We start from the raw sequence: 25,707 nt of genomic DNA on the forward strand, positions 1-25,707 counted from the left end.
CAAGGCCGACGGCACCTACCGCGCCGTGGACCAGTGGGTCACCGACCACGCCTACCCGGCGACGCTGCCCGGTCCGGCCCTCGTGCTCTCCTCGCTGACGCACACCGGTGTGGCCGGCGCAGCGTCGGCCAACAACGTGCCGATGCCGTCCACGAAGTTCGAGTACATCAAGCTGGCCAACCGGATCGATGTCCAGGGAGACGCCCAGCCGCCGATGAACCGTCACCGCCTTTCGGCAGTGACCACTGAGGCCGGTGGAACGGTGAACATCACCTACTCCGGAATGGACTGCAGCCCGACGTCCAAGCCCGCGGTCGAGTCGAACAAGCGCCGATGCTTCCCTGTCTGGTACACCCCGCCAGGGCAAGCGGAGCCGGTCATGGAGTTCTTCCACAAGTACGTCGTGACCGACACAGTGACCAGCGGGAACCTGGCCGGCGCGGGGGAGACCCGGGTGCACTACCAGTATCCGGACCCGTCCGTGACGGGTGGTGGAGGAGCGTGGCGGTACACCGACGACGAGATCATCCCAGCCGACCAGCGCACCTGGTCCCAGTGGCGCGGATACGGATTCGTGGACGTGTACACCGGGACGGCCGGCAACCCGGACCAGCCACGTACACATGCGCGGCACAGGTTCTTCCGAGGGTTGGACGGCGACCGCCTCAACGGTGGTGGTGGTACGACCGACGTGAAGGTCGACGGACTGGACGACCACGACCAGTTCGCGGGCATGACCCGCGAGCTGATCACCTTCGACCAGGCCGCGGTGGTGTCCAGGACGGTGTCCGACCCCTGGCGCTCGGCCGCCACTGCTACCGGGCCGAACGGTCAGGCGTTCCACGTCGCGACTCAAGCGGTCCAGACCCACACCGTGGCGCCCCTCCTACCGGGCGGGGAGCGGGTCGCGCGGAGCGAGACCGAGTTCGACTCCTACGGCATGGCCGTCGCGGTCAACGACCTGGCAGAGGTCGGACTGGCCACAGACGACCAGTGCACCCGCACCGAGTATGCGCGCAACACCACGCTGAACATCCTGGGCACGGTCAAGCGGGTTGAGAAGGTCGCCAAGAGTTGCGATGCGGCCAGCGTCGCGCGTCCCGGCGACGTGATCAGTGACACCAGGACCTGGTACAGCACAGCCTCGTACGCGACCAATCCGACGGACGGTCTGCCCCGGCGGGTGGAGGACGTCAGCTCCTACGACTCGGCGGGGGCGGCGGTCTACACACCGACTCAGCGGTTCGGGTATGACGAGTTCGGGCGACCCACCTCGCTCACCGATGGGGGGTGTCAACTTCTCTGTGTAAGGCCTGATCACGGGCCTTTCGAGAGGAGCATGTATGTCCGTGAGGGACGAGAAGAAGGACGCGACGGCGGCGATGGCTGCCGAGCTGGTCGCGTCGGGTGCGTTGGACGGGTTGTTCTCCCGGATCGACGCGGGCGAGGTCAAGCTGACCGGGGACGGCGGGATGCTGCCGGCGATGATCAAGGCGGCGCTCGAGCGAGGGCTGGCCGTCGAGCTGTCCGATCACCTCGGCTACGACAAGGGCGACCCCGACGCGAAGCACTTTGCGAACTCGCGCAACGGCACGACGCCCAAGACGGTCGCGACCGAGGTCGGGGACGTGGCCCTTGACGTGCCGCGGGACCGGGACGGGACGTTCACCCCGATGCTCGTGCCCAAGGGCGCGCGGCGGCTGGGCGGGTTGGACGAGATGATCATCAGCCTCTATGCGGGCGGGATGACGATCCGCGATATCGAGCACCACCTGGCCATCACGATCGGGACCGAGCTGTCGCACGAGACGATCAGCAACGTCATCGACGAGATCCTCGAGGAGGTCATGGCCTGGCAGAACCGGCCGCTGGAGGCGTTCTACCCGGTCATCTACCTCGACGCGATCATCGTCAAGGTCCGCGACGGGGCGCACGTGCGTAACAAGGCCGCGCACCTGGCCGTGGGCGTGGACCTGGACGGCGTCAAGCACGTGCTGGGCATCTGGATCGAGAACACCGAGGGCGCGAAGTTCTGGGCCTCGGTGTGTGCCGATCTGGCCAACCGCGGAGTGCGGGACGTGCTGATCGTGTGCTGCGACGGCCTCAAAGGCTTCCCCGAGGCGATCGAGGCGACCTGGCCCGACAGCGTGGTCCAGACCTGCGTGGTGCACCTGATCCGCGCGGCGATGCGGTTCGTGTCCTACACCGATCGCAAGGCCGTCACCGCGGCGCTGAGGCCGATCTACACCGCCGCCAACGACCAGGCCGCCAAGGCGGCACTGAACGCGTTCGAGGCCTCACCGCTGGGGCGCAAGTACCCGCACGCAGTAGCGACGTGGAAGGCCGCGTGGGAGCGGTTCACGCCGTTCCTGGCCTTCCCGCCCGAGCTGCGCCGGGTGATCTACACGACGAACTCGATCGAGTCGCTGAACTACCAGCTGCGCAAGGTCACCAAGAACCGCGGTCACTTTCCGACCGACGACGCGGTGCGCAAGCTGCTCTGGCTGGCGATCTGCAACATCGAGGACAAACGCGCCCGCGAGCGTGCCAAGGAACGCGGCCTGCCGGCCGACAAGCGCAAGGCCTCCGGCAGGCTCATCGAGGGCCAGGTCACCACGAACTGGAAGCACGCCCTGGCCCAGCTCGCGCTCGCCTACCCCGAACGCATCAACCCCTACCTGACCTACTGACCAGGCCGTTTACACAGAGAAGTTGACAGGCTCCACCGATGCTCTCGGACGTGCGACCACCACTGTCTATGCCCAGACCGCGGGATCACCGACGCGGACGACGGTCACGACCCCGGACCCCGACGGTACGGGCAGCCTGAGCGCGCACCGGACGATCACGGACCTTGACCCCGCCTGGGGAAGTCCAGTGAAGGTCACCGACCCCAACGACCGTGTCACCATTGGCGTGTACGACGCGCTCGGGCGCCTGACCTCGGTGTGGGAGCCGGGCCGGGTGCTGGGCACCCACACCGCGAACACGACGTTCTCCTACGACGTGCCCGGGACCGGCAAGGCCGCCGTCACCACCGCCACCCTGAACCACGACGGGTCGAAGCACCTGTCGAGCTCCACGATCTACGACGGGCTGCTGCGGCCACGCCAGACCCAGGCGCCGTCGTCCGACCGCCTCTCGCCTGGACGTGTGGTGACCGACACCGTCTACGACTCGCGGGGCCTGGTCATGATCAGCAACGACCGCTGGTACACGACTGGAACCGTCGGAACAGCCCTGGTGACGCCGACCACCGCCGTGCCCGGCCGCACCGAGTACGCCTACGACGGCGCCCGTCGACCCGTGTCCGAGACTTTCCTCAACGGGGTCCAAGGCCTACCAGACACTCTGGCGAACTATGTCGTGGCATGGACCACGACGACCGAGCACGGCGGAGACCGCACCACGGTCACCCCGCCCGACGGTGGCACACCGACTACGTCCATCACGGATCTGCGAGGTAACACCATCAGCCTGGTCCAGCACACCGGAGCTGCGACGAACGGCGACCAGGCGACCACCTACCGGTACGACATCGCAGGCCGGCTGGCCGCGATGACCGACCACTCGGGCAACCAGTGGACCTACTCCTACGACCTCCGCGGACGACAGGTCTCAGCGACCGACCCTGACAGGGGGACCACCACGTCGACGTACGACGCGGCCGGGCAGCTGACCACGACCACCGACGCGCGCGGGCAGACCCTGGCCTACACGTACGACAACCTCGGCCGTAAGACGTCCCTGCGGGACGGCTCCCCGACGAGCACCTCGGTCCGGGCGCAGTGGACCTACGACGCCCTGGCCTCCGGCACCGTGGTCAAGGGACCGGTCGCCTCCACCAAGCGGATCGATGCCGGCAAAACGTTCACCACCACGATAACCGGATACGACCACCACAACCGCCCGCTCGGACAGACCGTCACCGTCCCCGCAGGACTCGGTGGCATGTCCGGCGCATGGACCACGAACTACGAGTACACAGTCGACGGCCGTATGAAGTCCCTCACCATCCCCGCCGCGGGCGGACTGGCGACCGAGAAGATCGGGCTCGGCTTCGACGCCGCCAACCAGGCCACAACGCTTACCACCGAGAACCGCGAGCTCCTGGAGCCGTACGGGTCGATCGTCAACGGCACCCGGTACAACGCACTCGGTCAGGTCATGCAGACCGACCTGGGGTCCAACTACGCCGTCGTCGTCTCCCACGCCCACCAGGCCGGAACCAACCGACTCGAGCGCACCTGGGTCAACCGGTCCCATCAGACCGGGTTCGACCTCGACCTCACCTACAGCTACGACGACGCCGGAAACATCCAATCCATAGCCGACACCCCGACCAACCCTGGCACCACCACAGACGTCCAGTGCTTCGACTACGACGGGCTACGCCGCCTGACCCAGGCATGGACACCGGCAAGCGGAGACTGCACCCCGGCGCCGACCGTCGCAGAACTCGCCGGACCAGCCACCTACTGGACGACCTACACATTCGACCCCGTAGGCAACCGCACCAGCACCACCCAGCACGCCGCGCAGAACACCGTCTCCACCTACTCCTACCCGCCAGCCGGCCAGCCCCGCCCCCACGCCGTCACATCCGTGACCGCCACCACAGGGACAACCACTCCGACAGCCGCGTTCGACTACGACGCCACCGGCAACACGACACGACGGGCGCTGCCTGGCCAGCCCGAACAGATCCTGGCCTGGGACGCGGAGGGAGAGCTCGACACCGTCACCGAGAACTCGGCCGTGACCGACGAGTACGTCTACACCGCCGACGGCGACCGACTCTTGCGCACCCAGGACGGAATCACCACCCTCTACCTGCCTGGAGGCCAGGAGCTCACCCTCAATGGCACCGCGGTGACCGCCACCCGGTACTACCACCACAACGGCTCCGCCGTTGCCCTGCGCACAGGCCCCTGGGCCACCGGCCTGACCACGATCGTCTCCGACCACCAGTCGACCGCGCAGATCCAGATCAACCAAGCCACCAATACCCTCACCCGAAAGTACGCCGACCCCTACGGCGCTCCCCGCGGCATCAACCCCACGATCAAGGGCGACCACGGCTTCCTCGACAAACCCACCGACACCACCGGCCTCACAGCCATCGGCGCCCGCTACTACGACCCGGTCATCGGCAGGTTCATCTCGGTGGATCCGATCATGGACCTGTCCGACCCTCAGCAATGGGGTGCCTACGGATACTCCAACAACAATCCCGTCACGTGGTCCGACCCCACCGGGCTGATCCTGCAGAACATGATCGACGGCCTCTACGGCTCGGGGGCTGCTGCTGCGGCCTCAACGCCCGCAGCTTCGGCACACACATGGCAGGACGACCGTCCAGGCGGGGGAGCCGCCGAGGTCAACGAGAAGCTGGAGGGTTCCGGTCGGGCTGCCGACGCGGCCGAAGCGGCGAACGATGCGATCGACGATGCGGTCGACGATGCGGTCGAGGAGAACCATCGGAACTCGATCAAGCTTGATTTCTTGGGGAGTGTTTGGAGGTCGGCATCTGACCCGCTTGGTTATGGGTTCACGCTAAACGGACTTCTAGGTGATGTGGCTGGAGTGTTCGCCGCCTGCGAGGAGTACGGCGAATGCTGGGATGAGAACGGCCTAACCGGTGCATTTTGGCTTGCGGTGGCACAGGGTGTAAACAAGGCGAGTTTTGAGTTTGTGTTTGCCACTATTGGTGCGGTGTATGGGGCGAATGCTGGTTCGGCGCTTGGTGCAGGTCTTGGGACTGTCGAGCTGCCAATCGTAGGTACAATCGGCGGTGGGGTGGTCGGCGGCGTCGTCGGTGCAGGGCTCGGGGGTTGGGCGGGCGGTGCCCTTGGTGGCGTCGCCGGGGATTTTACGAACGAGATCGTGCTTGAAGCATATTGGCGACGTGAGGGGTGGATCGAGTGATCGAATTGTCGGGAGATCTCATCTACCGAATTCTCGGTGTGTTGATCGGCATCCTAGCTGTTTCCTTTTTGGTATTCGGTGTAGTGCGTGCGTCCAGTTCGTTGCGCCACTCCCCATTCGGCGGGCATGACACTGAACTCCGCGGACACCAACGGACCTTTGCGCACAGGTTTATGCTGATACTCCCTTTTGCCCTCTTCGCACTGATAGGCGGAATTGTCGGCAAGCATTACCTATACGATAACTTTGTCGTGGTAGCCGTCCCTCTCGCGTCACTATGGATAATTCTAGTGTTGTGGGAGCGGGTTGAACGCGAGTTCGCATGGCCCGGATGGCTCGTGCCGCCCGAAGCTCGGGATGTTCCGGGGGACGCCTCTGTTCGTGCGAAGAGGCGCAAAGAGGGCGGTCGGAATCGATAGCCTTTGTGGCGGTCCGGCCTCGGAGCAGGCGTGCTGATCGGGGCGGCTTGGCGATCCGGCTGGGAGTGGTTCCAGGTGGGCGTCGGCGAGCTCTGCACCCGGGGGATCTCGTTGGAGCTTCATGTGAACGCACTTCCAGCTGTCGCACCTCACGGACGGCGGCCCTGAGAGCGGGCCTCCTGTCGCAGGAAGGCGCCGTGTCGGTTCACGCTCACAGCCCTGCGCCCATCCTCACCGCTACGCTGTGCCGAGTGCTCCCCGATCCGGCCGCCGCGCCGCTCGCCCCGCCCGCTCCGGTCGCCCACCAGGCCAGCGCGCCCACTCCCGTAGCCCGCATCGCGGCCGTCGCCGTGCACCTCCCGGTCCGGACGGTCGACGTGCGCGAGGCCGAGCGTGAGCTCCATGCGCGCAACCCCGGCGTCGCGCCGCGGGTCCCGATGGTCTCCCGGCTGACGGGCGTCCACACGGTCCACGTGCTGGCCGACGACGAGCAGGCGTCCGACCTCGCCGTCGGCGCCGCCCGCCGCCTCCTCGCGGCGGAGGGCCTGACCCCCGACGACCTGGACCTCCTCATCTTCGCCTCCGCGAGCCAGGACATGGTCGAGCCCGCCACGTGCCACATCGTCGCTGCCAAGCTCGGCGTGCGGGCCCCCGTCATGGACGTGAAGAACGCCTGCAACTCCGTGCTCAACGGCATCGAGGTGGCCGAGGCGCTCATCGGCACGGGCCGCTACGGCCGCGTCCTGGTCGTGAGCGGCGAGGCGCCGTCGCGCGCCGTCCGCTGGGACGTTCCGGACCGGGCCACCTACGCGCTCTCGGCGCCGGGCTACACCATGTCCGACGCCGGCGCCGCCGTCCTCGTGGAGGCGGTCCCGCGGGCGGCCGGCGGTCCCGGGGCGCCCGGCCTGGTCCCGCCCGGAGCGACGGACCTCGACGCCGAGCTCGCGGCCCTGGTGGGCGAGGACCTCGGAGGCGAGGACCGGGCGGGCAACCCCCAGGGAGGGGCGGCGCACGCGCCGTCGGGCATCCTGGCTTCCGCCTTCGCGGCCGAGTCGCAGCACTGGGACGTGGGCATGCTGCCCGGCGGCGGCACCGTGCACCCGCGCGACCCGGAGCGCACCTACTTCGAGATCGACGGGTCGCGCCTGCGCGACGCGTTCCTCGCGCTGGGCCCCGGCACGGTGCACGAGGCGCTGGACCGCGCGGGGATGACCTGGGACGACGTCGCGCTGGTCGCGGTGCACCAGGTCGCCGTGGCCTACCTCGCGGACGTGCACCGCGCCCTCGGCGTGCCGGACGACCGCACCATCCTCACGGTGGCCGACCGTGGCAACGTCGCGTCGGCCACCCTGCCCCTGCAGCTCGTCACGGCGCTCGAGACCGGCCGCCTCCGGCGCGGGGACGTCGTGATGCTCGTGGGCCTGGCCGGGGGCATCAGCATCGGCGCCATGGTGGTGCGCTGGTGACGCTGCCCTCGTGATCGCCCGGATCGCCCTACGAGACCTGACGCACCACTGGCGCGAGGCCGTGGGCGTGGTCACGATGGTCGCGCTCGGCCTCTCCTTGTTCGTCGTGGCCATGTCGTTCGTGGCGACGATCGCGCAGAACGCCGACCGGCTGCTGTTCGGGACGATCGGGGCACCCTGGCTCCTGGAGCCGGCCACGCGGGACGACGCCCTCAGGCTGGGCGAGGCGGACGCGGCCGGGCTCGGCGAGCGCGTGGGGGCGGCGTCGGTGCGGATGCGTCTCGAGGTGCCGGCCACGCTGGTGCCCGCGGGCGGGACGCACGACCCGGCGCGGCCCGGCAGCGCGACGGCGACGATCGTGGGCGTGGACCTCGCCGACGAGGCGGTGCTTGCGCGAAGCTTCGACGTCACCCAGACCGACCTCGGGCCCGGGAACGTCGTGGTGCACCGCGAGGTCGCCGCCCAGCTCGGGCTCGCCGAGGGCGACGAGGTGGAGCTGCGTGCCGGGTCGTTCGCGGGCGTCCTGACGGTCTCGCGGGTCGTCGTCCCCGAGAACCCGAGCTTCGTCCTCGCCACTTGGGTGCTCGTGGACCGGGCGTCCCTCGCGGAGGACGTCTTCGGCGACGCGGAGCGGGTCAACCAGGTGCTCGTCGACGCCCCCGAGACCGACGCGGTGGGCGCGGCGCTCGAGGACGCGGCGGCGGACCTCTCGACGGACGGGGCGACCGCGACGGTGTCACCGTGGACCGCCACGCCGTGGTCCGCGCTCGAGCTCGGACCCCGGATCTGGGGGATCCTCCTCGTTTCGGCCTTCACCTTCATGTTCCTCGTGGTCTGCCTGGGGCTGACGTCGCTCGTGTACGCCGCGCTGCTCGCACGGCTCCGCGACGTCGCCATCCTGCGCGTGACCGGGATGTCGCCGGCCCGGGTGCGCCGCACGTTCCTGTTCGAGGTGGTGCTGCAGTACGGCGTGGGGTTCACGCTTGCCGCGGGGATCGCCACGGTCGCGATCCTCGTCGTGAACGCGGTCGGCGTCACGTCCACCGCGGACGCGTTCACGTTCGCCGTCGGGGCGACGACGCTCCGTCTCATGCCTGCCTGGTGGGCGTACCTCGTGCCGTTCGGCATCGGGCTCGTGCTCTCCGTCGCCGTCCTCTGGGCGCCGATCCGCTCGATCAGCAACCGGCCGGTCCTCGAACTTCTGGAGCTCAGCGCATGACGACAGGTCGCCGATGATCGACGTCGAGAACGTCACCAAGGCCTATCCGGGGGGCGGCGAGGTGGTGGTCGCCGCTCGGGACGTCAGTCTCCGTGTCGAGCGCGGGGAGTTCGTCGTGCTCGCGGGCCCCTCCGGCTCGGGGAAGACCACGCTGCTGAACCTGATCGGTGCGCTCGACTCGCCGACGTCCGGGACGATCCGGGTGGACGGCACGGACCTCGGCTCCCTGTCCGGCCAGACGCTGGCCGACTTCCGCAGGGACCACATCGGGTTCGTCTTCCAGAGGTCCAACCTGGTGTCCTCGCTCCCGGTGCTGGAGAACATCCTGCTGCAGCGCAGGCTCCAGGGCCGGGTGACGGCGGCGGTGCGGCGGGAGGCCGAGGAGCTCCTGGAACGCGTGGGCCTCGCCGACAAGGCGGGCGCCCTCCCCGGCCGGCTGTCGGGCGGCCAGCAGCAGCGGGTCGCCGTCGTCCGCGCCGTCGCGTCCGCGGCGTCGGTCGTGGTGGCCGACGAGCCGACGGCGAGCCTCGACGGGCCCAACGCCACGGAGGTGCTCCGGCTGTTCCGGGAGATCAACGAGGAGCGGGGCATCACGATCGTCACGTCGTCCCACGACGAGCGGGTGATCGCTGCCGGACGACGGGTGGTGCACCTCGTGGACGGCGCGGTCGCGACCGACTCCGGCGACGCGCGCCGGCTGGCGGGGAACCCGGCGGCACGCGGGTGAGACTCGGCTACCTCTGGCACATGGCGCGTGCCCGGTCCCGCCTCGACCGGAGAGGGAGGCGCACGTTCCTGGCGGTCGCCGTGGCGACGTACGGTCTGCTGCTGTGCTTCGCGGCCATCAACGCGATGTCGACGGTCATGACGACGTCGGCCCGTGACGTGATCAGCGGCGACGTCTCAGCCTTCGCCCCGGGGTACGACTACTCGATGCTCAGCCCCCAGTCCGACGCCGTGCGGTTCGTCGTCGACAGCGACGAGGTGGCCGCGGACCTCGCCGGCCTGCCGGACGTGGAGGAGGTCCGCACCCGGCTCAACGTCGCTGCGCGCGTGGAGTCCGGCACGCAGCAGGCGGGGGTCCTCGTCGTCGCCGCGCGGTTCGGCCACGAGGGCTACGCGGCTCTCGACGGCGAACCACCGTCCCGGCCTGGCGACGTGTGCGTCACCGAGACGCTCGTGGACGAGCTCGACGTCGCGGTCGGCGACACCGTTCGCCTCTCCCTGGCAGGCGCCGCCGCAGACAGCCTCGAGGTGACCGGACGCGTCTCGTGCGTCTACGACTCGACCCGGTTCGGGCTCTTCCGGACCTCGCAGGTCGTGATGGACCTGGACGACGTGCGCGACATCCTCGACCGGTCCGACGCGGCGACCCAACTGCTCGTCACGCTCTCCGACGGGACGGACCCGGACGACGCGGCCGCCGCCCTCGCCGCGCACACCGGCGACGACGTCCGGTTCGAGACCGCCGCGCAGACCGCCGACCTGATCTACGTCATCCAGTCGGCGCAGCGCGCGGTGATGTGGATCCTTGTCGTCGTGACGGCGCTGGTCTCGGCGGTGCTCACGGGCAACATCGTTGCCTTCGCCGTGCGCCGCGAGCGGCACGAGCTGGCAGCCTTGCGCGCGATGGGGTTCGGACCGCGTGCCCTGCGGACCGTGTCCATGCTCCAGACCCTCGGGAGAGGGCTCGGGATGGTGGGGGCGGGCACGGCCGCGGCGCTCGTCACGGTGGTGGTCACGGCGCTGGTGGGCATCCCCGTCGGGGACGGGGCCCAGCTGTTCGGGGACTCCCGGCTCGTACCCTCCCTGTCGGTGGTGGACGTCGGGCTGACGGCGCTCCTGATGGTCACCGCCCTCGTGGTGGCGGACGGCCTCGCGTCCTCGGCGATGCTGCGGCGCACGCCGCTCGAGATGCTGCGTGAGAGATGAGGCGTTCGTGCCGCCCCGGACGCCTGCGCACCACTAGTCTGTCGAGGTGACCCGGACGACACGCCAACCCTCCGGCGAGACCCCTGTACCGGCGGCCCGGGCCCGGCTCGGCGTCGTGGTCCCGGCCAGGGACGAGGCGCACGGCATCCGCGCCACTCTCGAGGCCCTGCACGCGCAGGAGGACGACGACTTCGACCTCGTCGTCGTGGACAACGGGTCGTCGGACGGCACGGGCGACGTGGTGCGGGCGGTGATCGCCGAGCTGGGCAGGACCCGCTGGCGCGTGGTCACCGAGCCCGAGAAGGGCACCGGCGCCGCCGCGGACACCGGTATGCGCGCCGCGATCGCGGGCGGCGCCGAGGTGCTCGCCCGCACCGACGCCGACTGCCTGCCCCCGCCGGAGTGGACGCGGCGCATGCGGGAGGCGTTCGCGTCGGGGGACGAGCTGGTCGCCGGGCGGCTGGTGCCGCGCACCGACGACCGGCCCGTGTCGCGGTTCCAGCAGGGCGTGCTGTCGACGGCGCTGGCCGTGGCGAGCGCGTTCGGCAAGATCCGGCCCGGCAACCGGGACGACGGCTACCTCGGCCCGTACGTCATGGCGCCCGGGTGCAACCTCGGTATCACCGCCGCGCTGTACGAGGCCGCGGGCGGGTTCCCGCGCACGCGCATCGAGGACGTGCACGAGGACCGCGCGCTGGTCAACGCCGTGCGCCGCCTCACCACGCGGTACGCCGAGCACCCTGAGGTGTGGGTGCGCGCGTCGACGCGGCGGGTGCACGCGTGGGGACTGGTCCGGACGCTCGGCTGGTACGCCGACCACCGGTACCGGCCCGAGATGGTCGACATCCGGTGAGCTCCCCGGTCACAGCTAAAAGTGTGCCAAGCGGGTCGCCTGCCCTCGGCACCGGTCCCGGCGCCGAGGCTGCCTGGGAGGAACGCGTCCAGCGCGCCGCGCACCCGCTCGCCTACCCGGCGCTGCGGGCCCTCCGGCGTCGGCCCGTGGTGCGGGTGCCCCGCATCGGGGTCGTGGTGAACGACGCCGCGACCGCGCGCCAGGTGCTGCTCGACACGGCGCGGTTCTCGAAGGTGGGGCCGGGGGCGCCGTCGGACCTCTGGACGCCCGTGCTGGGGCCGTCCGTGCTGCTCAACATGGAGGGCGCCGAGCACGCCGCGCTGCGGCGCACCCTCGGGCCGCTGTTCTCGCCGCGTGCGGTGCGCGAGCTGGTCGGCGCGGCGGGGCCGGGCGGGACTGCCGACCTGGTGGCAGGCTCGGGGCACGCCGGGTCCGCCGCGCAGGCCGGTCCCCTGGCCGACGCCGTCTCCCGGCTCGCCGAGGGCCGCACCGTCGACCTGGCGCAGACGGTGAGCGCGCTCGCCGGGACGGTCATCTGCGGGATGGTGGGCCTGCCGCCGACCGACGCCGCAGTGCGCGGTTCCATGGCCCGGGCGCAGGCGGTGACCGGCATGGTCCGGCTGCACCGGCGCGGCCTGACCCGTGCGCAGGTGGCGGCGGCCCGCCGGGTCCTCGGCGAGCTGACCGAGCCCGCCCGGGCGGCCTACCGCGACGGCGACCCGGCCACGGTGCCGGGCCGCATGCGGGCCCTCGGGCTCAGCGAGCGGGAGGCGATGGGCGCCGTCGGCGCGTTCGTGCTGACCGGGACGGAGACGGTGCAGTCGCTGGTGCCCCGCCTGCTGGCGATCGCGCACGACACGGGCTGGACCGGTCGCCTCCTCGCCGCGGGGGCCGACGAGCGCCGCCGGGTGGTCGAGGAGGCGCTGCGCGTGACGGTGCCCACCCCGGCGATGCTCCGGGCGGTCCGGGAGCCGGCGAGCGTGGGCGGGGTCGACGTACGGCCGGGGGACCGGGTGGTCATCGCGACGGTGAACTGCTGCCGGGCCGCGGGCGGGTTCGACCCCGACCGGCCGGTGGACCCGGCCGTGCGGCACCTGTGGTTCGGCGCCGGGCCGCACTTCTGCCTCGGCATGCCCCTCGCGATGGCGCACGTCGACGCGGTGCTCGACGCCCTCGCGCCGCTCGCCGCGCAGGGCCTCCTGCCCCGCGTGGTGGGTCGCCGGGCCGCCCGGGGCGTGCTCGTGCCCGCCTACGACCGGCTCGACGTGAGCTGTACCCCTGATGCCTTAGCGCCCGCCCTGGAGGACGCGTGACCACGACCGACCACTTCGTCGACACCCTGCTGGGGGCTGTCGGCGACCGGATCGCGCCGTCCACGGTGGCGCTGCGCCGGCTCGGCGGCCCGGGCGTGCTCGGGCGGCTCGCGCCGTGGGCCGAGCGGCTCGGCCCACGGGCCGGGCAGGCCGAGGAGGTCACGTACGGCGCCCTGGCCGCCGCCGTCGAGGCGACGGCGGACGCCCTGCGCGCCGACGGGATGGTCCCCGGCGACCGCGTGCTGTTCAGCATCCGGCCGCGGCCCGAGGGCGTGCTGCTCTGCCTCGCGGTGCTGCGGGCGGGCGGGTCGATCGTGTTCGTGGACCCGGGCTCCACGCCCGAGCTCTTCGCCGCCCGGATCGCGGCGGCGCGGCCCCGCTGGGCGGCCACGGAGGCGCTGCTGTACGCGGCGTCGTCGGGCCTGCTGCGCCGCGTCGCCCGCTCGCGGGGGCTCCTGCTGCCCGACTACGGCCGCCTGCCCCTGCGGCACCTGTACTCCGGCTCCTGGCTGCCGGGCGTCCCGCGCGGCGCCCGGCGGGTCTCGAGCCTCGCGGGCGTTCGCGGCACGCGCCCCTCCCCGCAGCCGGAACGGCTGCCGGGCCCGCAGCGCGGGGCGGGCGAGGGGCGGGCGGACGCCGAGGCGCTGGTCGTGTTCACGTCGGGCACCACGTCCGACCCCCGGGCCGTGGTGCACACGACCCGCACGCTCGGCGGCGCGCTCGACCTGTTCCGCCAGGTGGTGGACCTGCGTGCGGGGCAGGTGGTGCACACGGACCAGATGTTCCTCGGCCTCCCCACGCTCCTCGCGGGCGGCACCTGGGAGATCCCCGCCCGCACCCCCGCACAGGACCCGGCCGCCTTCGCGCGTGGCGTGGCGGGGGCGGACGCGTCGTTCCTCGTCCCGGCGGACGCGACGGCATACCTCGACGCGATCGAGGCGGGTGCGCTGGGCTCAGGCGACGCCGCGAGCGCCGGACCCCGGACGCTCCTGCTGGGCGCCGCGCCGGTGCGGCGTGCGCTGCTGGAGCGCGCGCAGCGGATCCTGCCGGGCACGCGGTGGCTCGCCGTGTACGGCGCCACGGAGATCCTCCCGGCTGCGGTGGTCGAGGCCTCGGAAAAGGTGGCGGCCGACGTGGACGGCGACCTCGTGGGCGCGCCCCTGGCCGGGATCTCGGCGGTGCTCGACGTCTCGGGCGCCGACGACGCCGACGACAACCCGGGCGGGGTGGTGGGCGAGCTGGTGCTGTCGGGCCCGTCGCTCATGGCGGGCTACCTCGCTGACCTCGACGCCGGCGCGCCGCCGGTCCGCGAGCACCGCACGGGCGACCTGGCCTGGCTCGACGACGAGGGGCGCATCGTCCTGGTGGGCCGCACCCGCGACATGATCATCCGCGGCACCCTGAACATCTATCCGGGGCTGTTCGAGCCGCGGGTCCGCGAGCTGCCGGGCGTCGGGGACGCGCTCCTCGTGGGCGTCCCGGTGCCCGACGGCGACGAGCGGGTCGTGCTGGTCGTGACCCCCACGGCCGCGGGCCGGGCGGAGGGCGAGCCGGCGCTCACGCCAGGAACGCCGCTCGCTCGCTCGGTGGCGGCCGCGCTGCCCGGGGTGCTCGACCACGGCGCCCTGCCCGACCTCGTGGTCGAGGCCTCTCACGTGCCGCTCCACGGCCGGTCCCGCAAGCCGGACCGCCGGGTCCTCGCGGCGCTCGCGGCGCCTCTCCTCGAGGGGGCCCGCGCATGAGGGTCGCGGTGACGGGTGCGTCCGGGTTCGTGGGGGGAGCGGTCGCGCGCGGCCTCGCCGCGGACGGCCACGAGGTGGTCACCTTCTCGCGCCGCGCCCCGCGGTGGCTGCCCGACGGCGTCCGGGTCGCCCGGGCGGGGACCGCCCCGGGGTGGGCCGACGGGAGTGGCGGCGGCTCCTCCGTCGTCGGGCACCTGCTGTGGGACCTCCTGGACGGGCCGCTGCTCAAGGAGGCCCACCCGGGCGAGGTGGACGCCGTGGTGCACTGCGGCGCGGCGGTGGGCGACGGCGGGTCCCACGCCCGCTCGTGGCTCGTCAACGTGGAGGGCACGCGGGCGGTGCGGGAGACGTTCCCGGAGGCGCGGTTCGTGCACGTGTCGTCGGGCAGCGTGTACGACCCGGCGCGGCCGAGCGTCCGGGCGAGCGAGGACGAGGCCCCCGTGGCGGCGTACCTCAACGCGTACGCCCGGACCAAGGCGCAGGCGGAGCGGTACCTGGCCGCGGACGCGGCGCGCGAGGACCGCGGGCCTGTGGTGGTGCTGCGCCCGCACGCCGTCTACGGGCCGGGGGACACCACGCTCCTGCCCCGGCTGGAGCGGGCGGTGGTGGGCCGGTGGCTGCCGCTGCCCGGGGGCGGCGACGTGCTGCAGCACCTCACGCACGTGGACACGCTGGTGGCGGCGGTGCGGGCTGCGCTCGTCGCGGACGTGGAGCCCGAGCGGGCGGCGGGCGTGCCGCTGGTCGCGAACGTGGCGGACGCCGAACCGGTGGTGCTGCGCGACGCGGTGGAGCTGCTGCTGTTCGCCCGCTTCCGCCGGGTGCGCGTGGTGTCGGTGCCGCTCGTCGTCGCGCGGCGCGCCGCGGCGGTCAGCGAGCGTGTCGCCCACTGGCTGCAGCGGGAGCCGCGCCTGTCGCGGTACGCGATCAGCCATCTGGCCCTGGAGCGCACCTACGACCTGACGGTCCTCCGCGAGCGCCTCGGTGTGGACCCGCCGCCGACGTCGGTCCGTGGCGCGGTCTCGTGGTGATCGACGGCGCCTGAAGTCGGGCGATGTGTCCGCCTGAGGGGGAAGTGCCCGCGTTCAACGGGAATGCCCTACCCTGTGGCGGGTGAATCCCGGCTTGGCGATCGAGACCCTCGGCCTGCGCAAGACGTTCCGCACGGCGCGCGGGCGCCTGGTGGCCGTCGAGGGCCTCGACCTGCGGGTACCGACCGGCGGGGTGCACTGTCTGCTGGGGCCCGCCGGTGCGGGAAAGACCACCACGGTGCGCATGCTCCTGGGCCTGGCGCGGCCGGACGCCGGCGCGATCCGCGTCTTCGGTGTCCCGGTCCCGGACCGGCTGGCCGAGGTGGCGGAGCGGACGGGGGTCGTCCTGGAGGGCCGGCGGTTCTTCCCGGGCTTCTCGGGCCGGCGCAGCCTCACGCTGCTCGCGGCGGCGGCCGGGGTGCCGCGAGCGCGGGTGGACGAGGTGCTGGAGCTGGCGGGGCTGACCGACCGTGCCGCCGACCTGTTCGGCACCTACTCGGCTGAGGCGGTGCAGCGTCTCGCCGTGGCGGCGGCGCTCCTGCGTGACCCGGAGCTCCTGGTCCTCGACGAGCCGACGTCGGCCCTGGATCCTGCCGGGGTGCGCGACGTCCGGAGCCTGGTGCGCAACCTGGCGGACCAGGGCTGCACCGTGCTGCTGACCAGCCACGTGCTGGCGGAAGCGCAGCAGCTCGCGGACACGGTCTCGGTCCTCGCCGAGGGGCGGCTCGTCGCCCAAGGCCCGGTCGCCGACCTGCTCGGTGACGGCAGGGTCACCGTCCGTGCCCGCGTCGCCGAGCCCGCCCTGGCAGGCCGGGCGGCGGAGGTGCTGCGGGGAGCGGGCGTGGAGCATGTCCGGACGGAGGGCGAGGTCGTCGTGGTGGACGGCATCGCGGATCCCGCCGATGTCACCCGCGCCCTCGCGCGCCAGAAGCTGTGGGTGAGCGAGCTGGTGCCGCAGCGGGAGGATCTCGCGGGGGTGCTCCTGCGGCTCGCGGGCGCGGCAGCGCCGTCGGGCGGCGTCGTGAGGCCTGTGGCGACCAAGCAGGCCGAGGCGCCGACGCCGAAGCCTGCCGCCGCGGCAGCGAAGGCCGCCGCAGCCAGGCTGGAGACTCCGGGACCGAAGGCGGGGCCGGGATCCAAGCCGGGCGGGCCCGAGCCGAGGACGGGGCAGGGACCGAAGACGGAGCCGGGTTCCAAGACCGGGCCGGGTTCGAAGACCGCGCCGGAACAGAAGCCCGCCGCGTCCGCCCAGCCCAAGCCCGCCGTCAAGGCGTCCGCGGCGGACAAGTCCTCGCCCGAGGACGCCCCGAAGCCCGCCGACCCGCCCGGGCGGGTGAGGCCGGGCGGCACGCTGCCGCCCGGGGTCAAGCCCACGCCGTCACAGAACGGGCAGAGCAAGCACAAGCCGGCCAACGGTCCGGAGAAGAAGGGTGGTGCGGCGTGATGCGGCTGCTGGGGGTGGAGCTGCGCCGGTTCGGCGCGCGTCGGGCGGTCCGCTGGTGCGCGCTCGCGACGGTGCTGTATGCGCTGGTCGTGGGCCTCGTGGTGGCGAGCCGTCCTGAGGACTTCGCCGGGGCGGCCGACGTCGTCCGTGCGCACGCGCCCGTCCTGCTCGTGTTCGCCTTCGCGGCGGGTGTGACCCTCGTGACGGCCGAGACCGGGACGGGCGCCCTGGGGCTGTGGCTCACCGTCGAGCCGCGACGGGGCCGGGTGCTCGCCAGCAGGCTGGCGGCCGCGGCCCTCGGCGCCATGGTCGTGCTCGCCGTCGCCTATGCCGTGCTCGCCGGGGGCGCGTACCTCGTGCGGCGGGTCGTCGGCGGGCTCGGGGCCATCGGGACCTACGTGTGGGTCGGCCTCTTCCAGACGGGCCTGGCGCTCCTGCTCGCCGGGGTGCTGGCCGCCCTCGCGGGTGTGGCGCTCGGCGTCCTCCTCCAGCGGGTCACGGCCGTGATCGGCGCGGTCGTCGCGTGGTTCGTCGTGGTGGAGGTCGGGCTCGTCGAGCTGGTCTCGTCGGAGCTGTGGCGGTGGACGTTCTCGGCGAAGCTGCCCTCGCTGGTGATCGAGGGCGACGTCAACGCCGCCGCGTTCCTCCTCGGTGCCGCCGTGGTCCTCGTGCTGGTCGCCGGGGTGGTGCTCCGCCGCCGGGACGTGGTCTGACGGACCTCCGGCAGCCGCTTCCCGGGACCCGCCGGTCTCGCATGCTGGGACGCTGGGCCCGGCACGTGACACGCCCGGCACATCGGCGTAGTGTGCGGGACGTGCAGACGATCATCCTCGTAGTACTTCCTGGGCGCGCCGGCTGAGGCCACCGCACAGGCTTCGTCAGCGCGCTCACCCCTCGACCGTCCTCCTCCCCGAGGACCGAGGGGCTTTTTGTTGTCACGATGGTTCGCAAGAGCCCCTGTTCGCAGGGGTGCGACGGCAGGAGACACCGATGGCAGGCACACCGACACCCTCGCAGGTCGCCGCTCGTGCGGAGGCCCGCGCCGAGGTCCGCGCGGAGCTGCGCTCCCGCAGCGTCGGGCGGCCGACAGGGGCGCTCGCCCCCGTGGCCGACGGCGACCGCGTCACCGAGGAGGTGACCGGCGCACAGTCGATCGTCCGCTCCCTCGAGGAGGTCGGGGCGGAGATCGTCTTCGGCATCCCCGGTGGCGCCATCCTGCCCACCTACGACCCGCTGATGGACTCCACGCGACTTCGCCACATCCTCGTGCGGCACGAGCAGGGCGGCGGCCACGCCGCGTCCGGCTACGCCCACGCGACGGGCAAGGTCGGCGTGACCATGGCGACGTCGGGCCCGGGCGCCACCAACCTCGTCACGCCCATCGCGGACGCGCACATGGACTCGATCCCGATGGTCGCGATCACGGGACAGGTGGCCGCGGCGTCGATCGGCACCGACGCTTTCCAGGAGGCGGACATCGTCGGCATCACGATGCCGATCACGAAGCACTCCTACCTGGTGACCAACCCGGACGAGATCCCGCGCGTCATCGCCGAGGCGTTCCACATCGCGTCGACGGGCCGGCCCGGACCGGTGCTGGTGGACATCGCCAAGTCGGCGATGCAGGCCATGACCAGCTTCTCCTGGCCGCAGGACCTGCAGCTGCCCGGGTACCACCCGGTGACCAAGCCGCACGCGAAGCAGATCAAGGAGGCGGCGCGCCTGCTCGCGACGTCCCGCCGGCCCGTGCTGTACGTGGGCGGCGGCGTGGTCCGCGCCGACGCCGCGGACCTGCTGCGCCGGCTCGTGGACCTCTCGGGTGCGCCCGTGATCACCACGCTCATGGCCCGCGGCGCGGTGCCCGACAGCCACCCGCAGCACCTCGGCATGCCCGGCATGCACGGCACGGTGCCGGCCGTCGCGGCCCTGCAGAAGGCCGACCTGATCTTCGCGCTCGGCGCCCGCTTCGACGACCGCGTGACCGGCAAGCTGTCGAGCTTCGCCCCCCACGCGACGATCGTGCACGCGGACATCGACCCGGCCGAGATCGGCAAGAACCGCGCCGTCGACGTGCCCATCGTGGGCGACCTGCGTGAGGTCATCGCCGAGCTGCTGCCCGAGCTGGAGCGCGAGCACACCGCCCAGGGCAAGCCCGACCTCGAGGGGTGGTGGCGCCAGTGCGACGAGTGGCGCAGCACCTACCCCCTCGGCTTCACCGAGCCCGAGGACGGCCACCTGTCCCCGCAGCACGTCATCTCGCGCATCGGGGCCCTGACCGGCCCGGACGCCGTGTACGTGGCCGGCGTGGGCCAGCACCAGATGTGGGCCTCGCAGTTCATCCGGTACGAGCACCCGCGCACGTGGATCAACTCGGGCGGCCTCGGCACCATGGGCTACTCGGTCCCCGCGGCCATGGGCGCCAAGGTGGGCCGGCCCGACGCCACCGTGTGGGCGATCGACGGCGACGGCTGCTTCCAGATGACCAACCAGGAGCTCGCCACCTGCACCATCAACGACATCCCCATCAAGGTGGCGGTGATCAACAACTCGTCGCTCGGCATGGTGCGCCAGTGGCAGACCCTGTTCTACAACGAGCGCTACTCCAACACCGACCTCCACACCGGCCACGGCACCGCCCGCGTGCCCGACTTCGTGAAGCTCGCCGACGCCTACGGGTGCGAGGGCATCCGCGTGGAGAGCCTTGCCGACGTGGACGCCGCGATCAAGCGCGCCAACGAGATCGACGACCGCCCGGTGGTGGTCGACTTCACCGTCTCCCGCAACGCCATGGTCTGGCCCATGGTCGCCGCGGGCGTGAGCAACGACGACATCCAGTACGCCCGCGGGATCTCCCCGGCGTGGGACCGCGAGGACTGAGGACCGAACCCATGAGCCGTCACATCCTGTCCGTGCTGGTGGAGAACAAGCCAGGCGTCCTCACGCGGGTCGCCGGGCTGTTCGCCCGCCGTGCGTTCAACATCCACTCCCTGGCCGTCGGCCCCACGGAGCACGAGGAGATCTCGCGCATCACGGTGGTCGTCGACGTTGACGAGCACCCCCTCGAGCAGGTCACCAAGCAGCTCAACAAGCTGATCCACGTGATCAAGATCGTCGAGCTCGACGCCGAGTCGTCGGTCCAGCGCGAGCTGCTGCTCGTCAAGGTCCGGGCCGACGGCGCCTCGCGCGCCGGCGTGCTCGAGGTCGTCGAGCTGTTCCGGGCCCGCGTCGTGGACGTGGTCCCCGACTCCGTGGTCATCGAGGCCACGGGCACCGGCGCCAAGCTGGACGCCCTGCTGTCGGCTCTCGAGCCCTACGGCGTCCGCGAGATCGTCAAGTCCGGGACCCTGGCCATCGGCCGCGGCGCCCGGTCCATCACCGACCGGGCGCTCGAACGCGTCGCCCGGACGGCGTAACACCCATCGCGTCATCCATCACCACCGAACCACACCGGTCCGCCGGACCACCGAACCAAGGAGCACCCACCGTGGCTGAGCTGTTCTACGACGACGACGCCGACCTGTCGATCATCCAGCACAAGAAGGTGGCGGTGATCGGCTACGGCAGCCAGGGTCACGCGCACTCCCTCAACCTGCGCGACTCGGGCGTCGACGTCACCGTCGGCCTCCGCGAGGGCTCCCCGTCCCGGGAGAAGGCCGAGAACCAGGGCCTCAAGACCGCGGGGGTGGCGGAGGCCGTCGCCGACGCCGACGTGGTCGTCATCCTCGCGCCCGACCAGGTCCAGCGGCACGTGTACGCCGAGGACATCGCGCCGAACCTGAAGGACGGTGCCGCGCTCGTCTTCGGGCACGGCTTCAACATCCGCTTCGGCTACATCAAGCCCGAGGCCGGCCACGACGTCGTCATGGTCGCCCCCAAGGGCCCGGGCCACCTCGTGCGCCGCGAGTACGCGGACGGCCGCGGCGTGCCCGTGATCGTCGCCGTCGAGCAGGACGCGTCGGGCTCCGCCTGGGACCTCGCCCTGTCCTACGCCAAGGCGATCGGTGGCCTGCGCGCCGCCGGCATCAAGACCACCTTCACCGAGGAGACCGAGACCGACCTGTTCGGTGAGCAGGCCGTCCTCTGCGGTGGCGCGTCGCAGCTGGTGCAGTACGGCTTCGAGGTCCTCACCGAGGCCGGCTACCAGCCCGAGGTCGCGTACTTCGAGGTTCTGCACGAGCTGAAGCTGATCGTCGACCTCATGGTCGAGGGCGGCATCGCCAAGCAGCGCTGGTCCGTGTCCGACACGGCCGAGTACGGCGACTACGTCTCCGGCCCGCGCGTGATCTCGCCCGTGGTGAAGGAGAACATGAAGGAGGTCCTCGCGGACATCCAGTCGGGCGCCTTCGCCGCCCGCTTCATCGGGGACCAGGACGCCGGCGCGCCGGAGTTCAAGGAGCTGCGTGCCAAGGGTGAGCAGCACCCGATCGAGGCCACGGGCCGCGAGCTGCGCAAGATGTTCGCCTGGATCAAGCCGACGGACTCGGACTACGTGGAGGGCTCGGCCGCGCGCTGACCTTCACCGCCCGACCTCTGCCCGACGGCGGAGCGTGCCCCCTCGCGGGGGTGTGCTCCGCCGTTGGTGTGTTTCGGGCTGGTCTCGGCGGCGGTCCCGGTGCGGGGCTCAGTGCAGGTCTCAGTGCGGCACGGCTCAGTGCGGGCCGCGGCGCCGGTGCGGTGTCCTGAAGCCGAACGGGATCGGGATCGGCCCGCAGCAGCAGACGCCGCGCACGTCCGTCGACGCCAGCAGCCGGGCCGCCTGGTAGCACGCCAGGAACTGGACAGCGGTCGGCGCCGCCCCCCGCGCGAGGCCTCTCCGGGCGAGGATCTCGCGCACGGCTCCCGAGCACGACGCGCCACCGGTCAGGGCCGCGTGGGCGCAGCGCCAACCTTTTCGCGGAGAGATGCGCCGCTGATAGACGCCGATCGCGCGGTCGACAGCTCTCCCAACGGGTGTCATCCGCTCACGCTACGAGCGCCTCGGCCCGCTCGCTCGCCGTCCACCGCCGCACCGGCCGCTCGACCTCGGGCGTCCGCTCCCGAGGACTTGCAGGTGGAGGGACGCGGCTGGACGCTGGGCTCGGACCGTGAGGACGCTCGGACCGTGAGGACGCTCGGACCGTGAGGACGAGGAGGCTCTGATGAGCGAGACCGACGACCGCAGCCGCGAGGACGACGACCGCACCGAGAAGGACGCCTCGGACCTGTCGGACGAGGGGCTGGGCGCGACCGCGAGCGACGAGCCGAACACCATGGAGCCGGAGGAGGTCCCGCCCGAGGACGACTGACGCGCAGGTCCGGGCCGGACGGCAGCCAGGTACGGGGACCTGCCGTGCCTCGTTGCTCGGACTTGGTGCTCGGCCTCATCACCGTGTCGCAGTCACCGTGTCGCAGTCACCGCGTCAGAACGGCGGGGACTCGGAGAGGTCCGGCACGGCGCCGGTCCCCTGGGAGCCGGTGGCCCGGTCCGGGTCGGTGGCTTGACGCCCGGGGTCTGGATCGCGCGGAGGGCCGACGTCGTGCCCAGGATCGACCGCCGCCGGCAAGCGGTGGACGGTGCGCCCGGCCGGGGTGTGCCAGGTGGTGATGCCGGTGGTCGCGTCGCGGACGGGGGTCCAGCCGGCGTGCGTCTTGGCGCGATGGTGCCGGCGGCAGAGTGCGTGCAGGTTCGCGGCGCGCGTCTGCGGTTCTGCGGCCGGGGAGGGGACGCCGGCCGCGCGCGTGTAGGGGGCGATGTGGTCGAGGTCGCAGCGCCTTGCCGGCCGGTCGCAGCCCGGGAACGTACACGTCATGTCGCGGACCTCGACCGCAGTGCGGAGCAACGAGCCGGGCGCGTAGGTGGCGGTGGCGTAGTCCGTGAGGATGCCGTTTGCCGGGTCGGTGAGCAGACGTCTCCAGGTGGCGTCCGCCGCCAGCATGCGGGCCACGTCCGCCGGGACGGGTCCGTAGCCGGCGAGGTGCCCAGGAGCGTCGTCCACCCCCAGGAGCGTGGTGGCGGCGACCGTGATGTGGGCGGTGGCCCGTGCTGCGACGGGCACGACCCGGTACGCGACGGTCGGCGCGGGCGCGGGCGCGGGTGCGGGTGCGGGCGCAGACGCGGGTGCGGGCGCAGACGCGGGCGCGGGTGCGCCCGCAGGCACAGGGCACGGGGGGTCGGTGGACTCGGGGGCAGAAGACGGGGGTGCACTGGACGGAGACACGGTGGACACCGCCCGGCCCACGGCCACGGCCTCGCCGTCGGACGCAGTCCCGCCGTCGGCCACGGCCTCGCCATCAGACGCCGTCCTGCCGTCAGACGCCGTCCCGAGGTGGTCGCCGGGGTCCGGTGTCATCACCAGGCGCCCCGTCGCGAGGGCGACGAGCGCGTCGGCACGGGCCTGGGCAAGCGTCCGGGTCTCGCCAGGCGCTCGGCTGATGGTGTGCCCGGCGTCGTCGACCGCCGACCAGACCAGAGCGGCGTCCTCCGCGGGCAGGTAGGCGGTCAGATAGGCCATGCCGTCCTCGACCGGCTCGAGCTGGACGTGCCGTGCGGCACGGGCCGCCTTCCGGCACCGCGCCGCGGCGTCGGTGTCCAGGGAGGCCGCGAGCGCCCGCACCCTGTTCTGGACGGCGCGTACCCCGAGCCGCGGTGCGTCGCCCAGGATCCGAACGGCGGCCGAACGGCGGTCCTCGGTGGTGGGGAACGACGCAGTGAAGGCCAGGGCGTCGGCCTTCTTGAGGCACACCCGTCCCGCCAGCATCGCGTCCCGCACTTCTGGCAGGTCCTCGAGCGCAAGGGCGCGCCCCACGAGGTGGCGGCCGACGGTGACCGACTGTCCCACCATCGACGCGAGGTCGTCGCCCAGGAACTCCCGGGCGGGGCCGCTCGTGCGGGCGGCGAGCTCGGCCACGGCCTCGGCCTGCTTTGCCGCGGCCCAGGCCAGGATCCGCTCCCATCCCGACACCGCTTCGGTGAGGACGCTCTCCGGGACGTCGGCGAGCGTCAGGCCGTCGAGGTCCTGCGCCAGCGGGACGCCGGGGGCCAGGCACGCCAGCCGGGCGTCGAGCCGCACCCCGTGTTCCGCCTGGTAGGTCACAACGGGCAGGCTCGTGGCCCGCGCGAGATCGGTCCGGGTGAGGTCGACCTGTGCCGAGACCGGGCTCAACGTCGTCCGGGACACCGCTGCGGATCCCGTTGCGGATCGCGCTCCGGGCACGCCTGAGTGCCCGGCCTGGGCCGGGCTGATCAGGGCGCGGAACAGCGCGTCGACCGCATCGAACATGTGTTCCAGTCTACCGGGAGCAGCCCACGCTGTCGCGGCGGGCGGACGTCCGGCGGTCTCGTCGTCGGGCAAAGCAGGAGCCCGCAAACCTGTCCGGATGCGGCAGGATGTCCACGTGACCGACGAGACGACGCAGAACTTCGACCCCTCGAGCTTCGAGCCGGAGGAGGTGCCCGAGGACGAGGCGGCGCTCGCCGACGAGGTGCAGTCCTTCTGGGAGACCGCGCGCGGCCGCGCGGGCCTGGGAAAGACGAGCGTGGTGATCGGCCAGACGGTGAACGAGGCAGTCGCGCCGCCCGCCTGGTCCTTCGGCGACAACGAGGACCTCGCCGACGCCCTCGTCGGGGCGGTGCTCGCGGGCGAGAAGACCGGCACCTCGACGGCGCTCTGGGAGTTCGAGGACAGCGGCGAGAAGCTGCCGACCGTGGGCGAGCTGAGCATCGTCCTGGACGGCGCCGGCCACCCCCGCGCGCTGATCCGCACCACCGAGGTCGAGGTGGTCCCGTTCGACGAGGTCACCGAGGACTTCGCCGCGGCCGAGGGCGAGGACGACCGCTCGCTCGCGATGTGGCGCGAGGGCCACGAGGCATACTTCCGCCGGAACCTCGGCGAGGGCCGCGAGTTCGCCGCCGACATGCCGGTGCTGTGCGAGCGGTTCGAGCTGCTCTACCCGACGATGTAGGTATGGCACTTCGCTGGTACTCCACCGTCGTCGAGTCCACCGACCACAAGAAGCTGGCCCGCTGGTGGGCGGAGGCCCTCGGCTGGGACGTGATCTTCGAGACCGACGACGAGGCCGTCGTCGTGCCGCCGTGGGCGAGGGACCTCTCGCAGCAGCTGGAGTTCCACCGGGTCCCGCCGGGGTTCGTCTTCGTACCGGTGGTGCACGAGAAGACCACGAAGAACCGGCTCCACTGGGACTTCGCGCCGCACACCAGCGACGACCGGGACGCCGAGATCGCCCGGCTCGTCGGTCTGGGCGCGACGATCATCGACGTGGGCCAGCCCGACGAGGCCACCTGGACGGTGCTGGCAGACCCGGACGGCAACGAGTTCTGCGTCCTGTCCGCCCGGGAGCAGTGAGTCCTCACAGGCGAAATGTCC

20 protein-coding genes are annotated in these 25,707 nt (G+C 72.2%); 18 read left to right on the forward strand and 2 right to left on the reverse strand.

Annotated elements, in window-relative coordinates; genetic code table 11:
• Nucleotides 1-1,343: 1,343 nt before the first annotated feature.
• From D1350_RS18130 to ilvC, 15 genes are all read left to right on the forward strand, one after another.
• Nucleotides 1,344-2,690, forward strand: a complete 1,347-nt coding sequence (locus D1350_RS18130; protein ID WP_125777457.1) for an IS256 family transposase — start codon at nt 1,344-1,346, stop codon at nt 2,688-2,690.
• 187 nt (nt 2,691-2,877) lie between these two features.
• On the forward strand, nt 2,878-5,928 hold the full coding sequence (locus D1350_RS18135; RefSeq protein ID WP_125777458.1) for an RHS repeat-associated core domain-containing protein: 3,051 nt from the start codon (nt 2,878-2,880) through the stop codon (nt 5,926-5,928).
• A 670-nt stretch (nt 5,929-6,598) separates the two neighbouring features.
• On the forward strand, nt 6,599-7,813 hold the full coding sequence (locus D1350_RS18140) for a 3-oxoacyl-ACP synthase III family protein (RefSeq protein ID WP_240644188.1): 1,215 nt from the start codon (nt 6,599-6,601) through the stop codon (nt 7,811-7,813).
• 10 nt (nt 7,814-7,823) lie between these two features.
• The gene (locus tag D1350_RS18145) at nt 7,824-9,032 is read left to right on the forward strand and encodes an ABC transporter permease (RefSeq protein WP_125777460.1); all 1,209 of its coding nucleotides are present in this window, start codon (nt 7,824-7,826) and stop codon (nt 9,030-9,032) included.
• A gap of 13 nt (nt 9,033-9,045) precedes the next feature.
• Complete coding sequence (locus tag D1350_RS18150) at nt 9,046-9,759, forward strand: ABC transporter ATP-binding protein (protein ID WP_125777461.1); 714 nt, start codon at nt 9,046-9,048, stop codon at nt 9,757-9,759.
• Between the two features lie 20 nt (nt 9,760-9,779).
• Nucleotides 9,780-10,964, forward strand: coding sequence for an ABC transporter permease (locus D1350_RS18155; protein ID WP_125777462.1), 1,185 nt, complete (start codon nt 9,780-9,782; stop codon nt 10,962-10,964).
• A gap of 46 nt (nt 10,965-11,010) precedes the next feature.
• Entirely contained in the window at nt 11,011-11,817 is an 807-nt protein-coding gene (locus D1350_RS18160; RefSeq protein WP_125777463.1) for a glycosyltransferase family 2 protein, read from the forward strand.
• A gap of 23 nt (nt 11,818-11,840) precedes the next feature.
• Complete coding sequence (locus tag D1350_RS18165) at nt 11,841-13,130, forward strand: cytochrome P450 (protein ID WP_125777464.1); 1,290 nt, start codon at nt 11,841-11,843, stop codon at nt 13,128-13,130.
• On the forward strand, nt 13,127-14,872 hold the full coding sequence (locus D1350_RS18170) for a class I adenylate-forming enzyme family protein (RefSeq protein WP_125777465.1): 1,746 nt from the start codon (nt 13,127-13,129) through the stop codon (nt 14,870-14,872). The genes D1350_RS18165 and D1350_RS18170 overlap by 4 nt, the downstream gene beginning before the upstream one ends.
• Nucleotides 14,869-15,900, forward strand: coding sequence for an NAD-dependent epimerase/dehydratase family protein (locus tag D1350_RS18175; RefSeq protein ID WP_125777466.1), 1,032 nt, complete (start codon nt 14,869-14,871; stop codon nt 15,898-15,900). Before D1350_RS18170 ends, D1350_RS18175 begins: the two co-directional genes overlap by 4 nt.
• Nucleotides 15,901-15,982: 82 nt before the next feature.
• The gene (locus D1350_RS24185) at nt 15,983-17,344 is read left to right on the forward strand and encodes an ATP-binding cassette domain-containing protein (RefSeq protein WP_240644189.1); all 1,362 of its coding nucleotides are present in this window, start codon (nt 15,983-15,985) and stop codon (nt 17,342-17,344) included.
• On the forward strand, nt 17,341-18,057 hold the full coding sequence (locus D1350_RS18185) for a hypothetical protein (RefSeq protein WP_125777467.1): 717 nt from the start codon (nt 17,341-17,343) through the stop codon (nt 18,055-18,057). Before D1350_RS24185 ends, D1350_RS18185 begins: the two co-directional genes overlap by 4 nt.
• A gap of 277 nt (nt 18,058-18,334) precedes the next feature.
• The gene (locus D1350_RS18190) at nt 18,335-20,221 is read left to right on the forward strand and encodes an acetolactate synthase large subunit (RefSeq protein WP_125777468.1); all 1,887 of its coding nucleotides are present in this window, start codon (nt 18,335-18,337) and stop codon (nt 20,219-20,221) included.
• Nucleotides 20,222-20,232: 11 nt separating this feature from the next.
• Nucleotides 20,233-20,757, forward strand: a complete 525-nt coding sequence (gene ilvN / locus D1350_RS18195) for an acetolactate synthase small subunit (protein ID WP_125777469.1) — start codon at nt 20,233-20,235, stop codon at nt 20,755-20,757.
• Nucleotides 20,758-20,828: 71 nt separating this feature from the next.
• Complete coding sequence (gene ilvC / locus D1350_RS18200) at nt 20,829-21,857, forward strand: ketol-acid reductoisomerase (RefSeq protein ID WP_125777470.1); 1,029 nt, start codon at nt 20,829-20,831, stop codon at nt 21,855-21,857.
• 135 nt (nt 21,858-21,992) lie between these two features.
• Here ilvC and yidD read toward each other — a convergent pair whose 3' ends face one another.
• Nucleotides 21,993-22,301: a membrane protein insertion efficiency factor YidD gene (gene yidD / locus D1350_RS18205; protein WP_125777471.1), complete on the reverse strand. Its 309-nt coding sequence runs from the start codon at nt 22,299-22,301 to the stop codon at nt 21,993-21,995.
• A gap of 181 nt (nt 22,302-22,482) precedes the next feature.
• On the opposite strand from yidD, the gene D1350_RS23845 reads away from it, so the two are divergent.
• The gene (locus D1350_RS23845) at nt 22,483-22,629 is read left to right on the forward strand and encodes a hypothetical protein (protein WP_164545223.1); all 147 of its coding nucleotides are present in this window, start codon (nt 22,483-22,485) and stop codon (nt 22,627-22,629) included.
• A gap of 114 nt (nt 22,630-22,743) precedes the next feature.
• On the opposite strand, the gene D1350_RS18210 is transcribed toward D1350_RS23845, so the two are convergent.
• Entirely contained in the window at nt 22,744-24,603 is a 1,860-nt protein-coding gene (locus tag D1350_RS18210; RefSeq protein WP_125777472.1) for an HNH endonuclease signature motif containing protein, read from the reverse strand.
• A 115-nt stretch (nt 24,604-24,718) separates the two neighbouring features.
• Between D1350_RS18210 and D1350_RS18215 the strand changes: the two genes are divergently transcribed.
• Together D1350_RS18215 and D1350_RS18220 are read left to right on the forward strand one after the other, a co-directional pair.
• Nucleotides 24,719-25,285: an ASCH domain-containing protein gene (locus tag D1350_RS18215; protein WP_240644190.1), complete on the forward strand. Its 567-nt coding sequence runs from the start codon at nt 24,719-24,721 to the stop codon at nt 25,283-25,285.
• Nucleotides 25,286-25,287: 2 nt separating this feature from the next.
• Nucleotides 25,288-25,686, forward strand: coding sequence for a VOC family protein (locus D1350_RS18220; RefSeq protein ID WP_125777474.1), 399 nt, complete (start codon nt 25,288-25,290; stop codon nt 25,684-25,686).
• Nucleotides 25,687-25,707: the final 21 nt, after the last annotated feature.

Origin of the sequence: Antribacter gilvus (assembly GCF_003946865.1) — a bacterium.
Taxonomy (GTDB): domain Bacteria; phylum Actinomycetota; class Actinomycetes; order Actinomycetales; family Cellulomonadaceae; genus Antribacter; species Antribacter gilvus.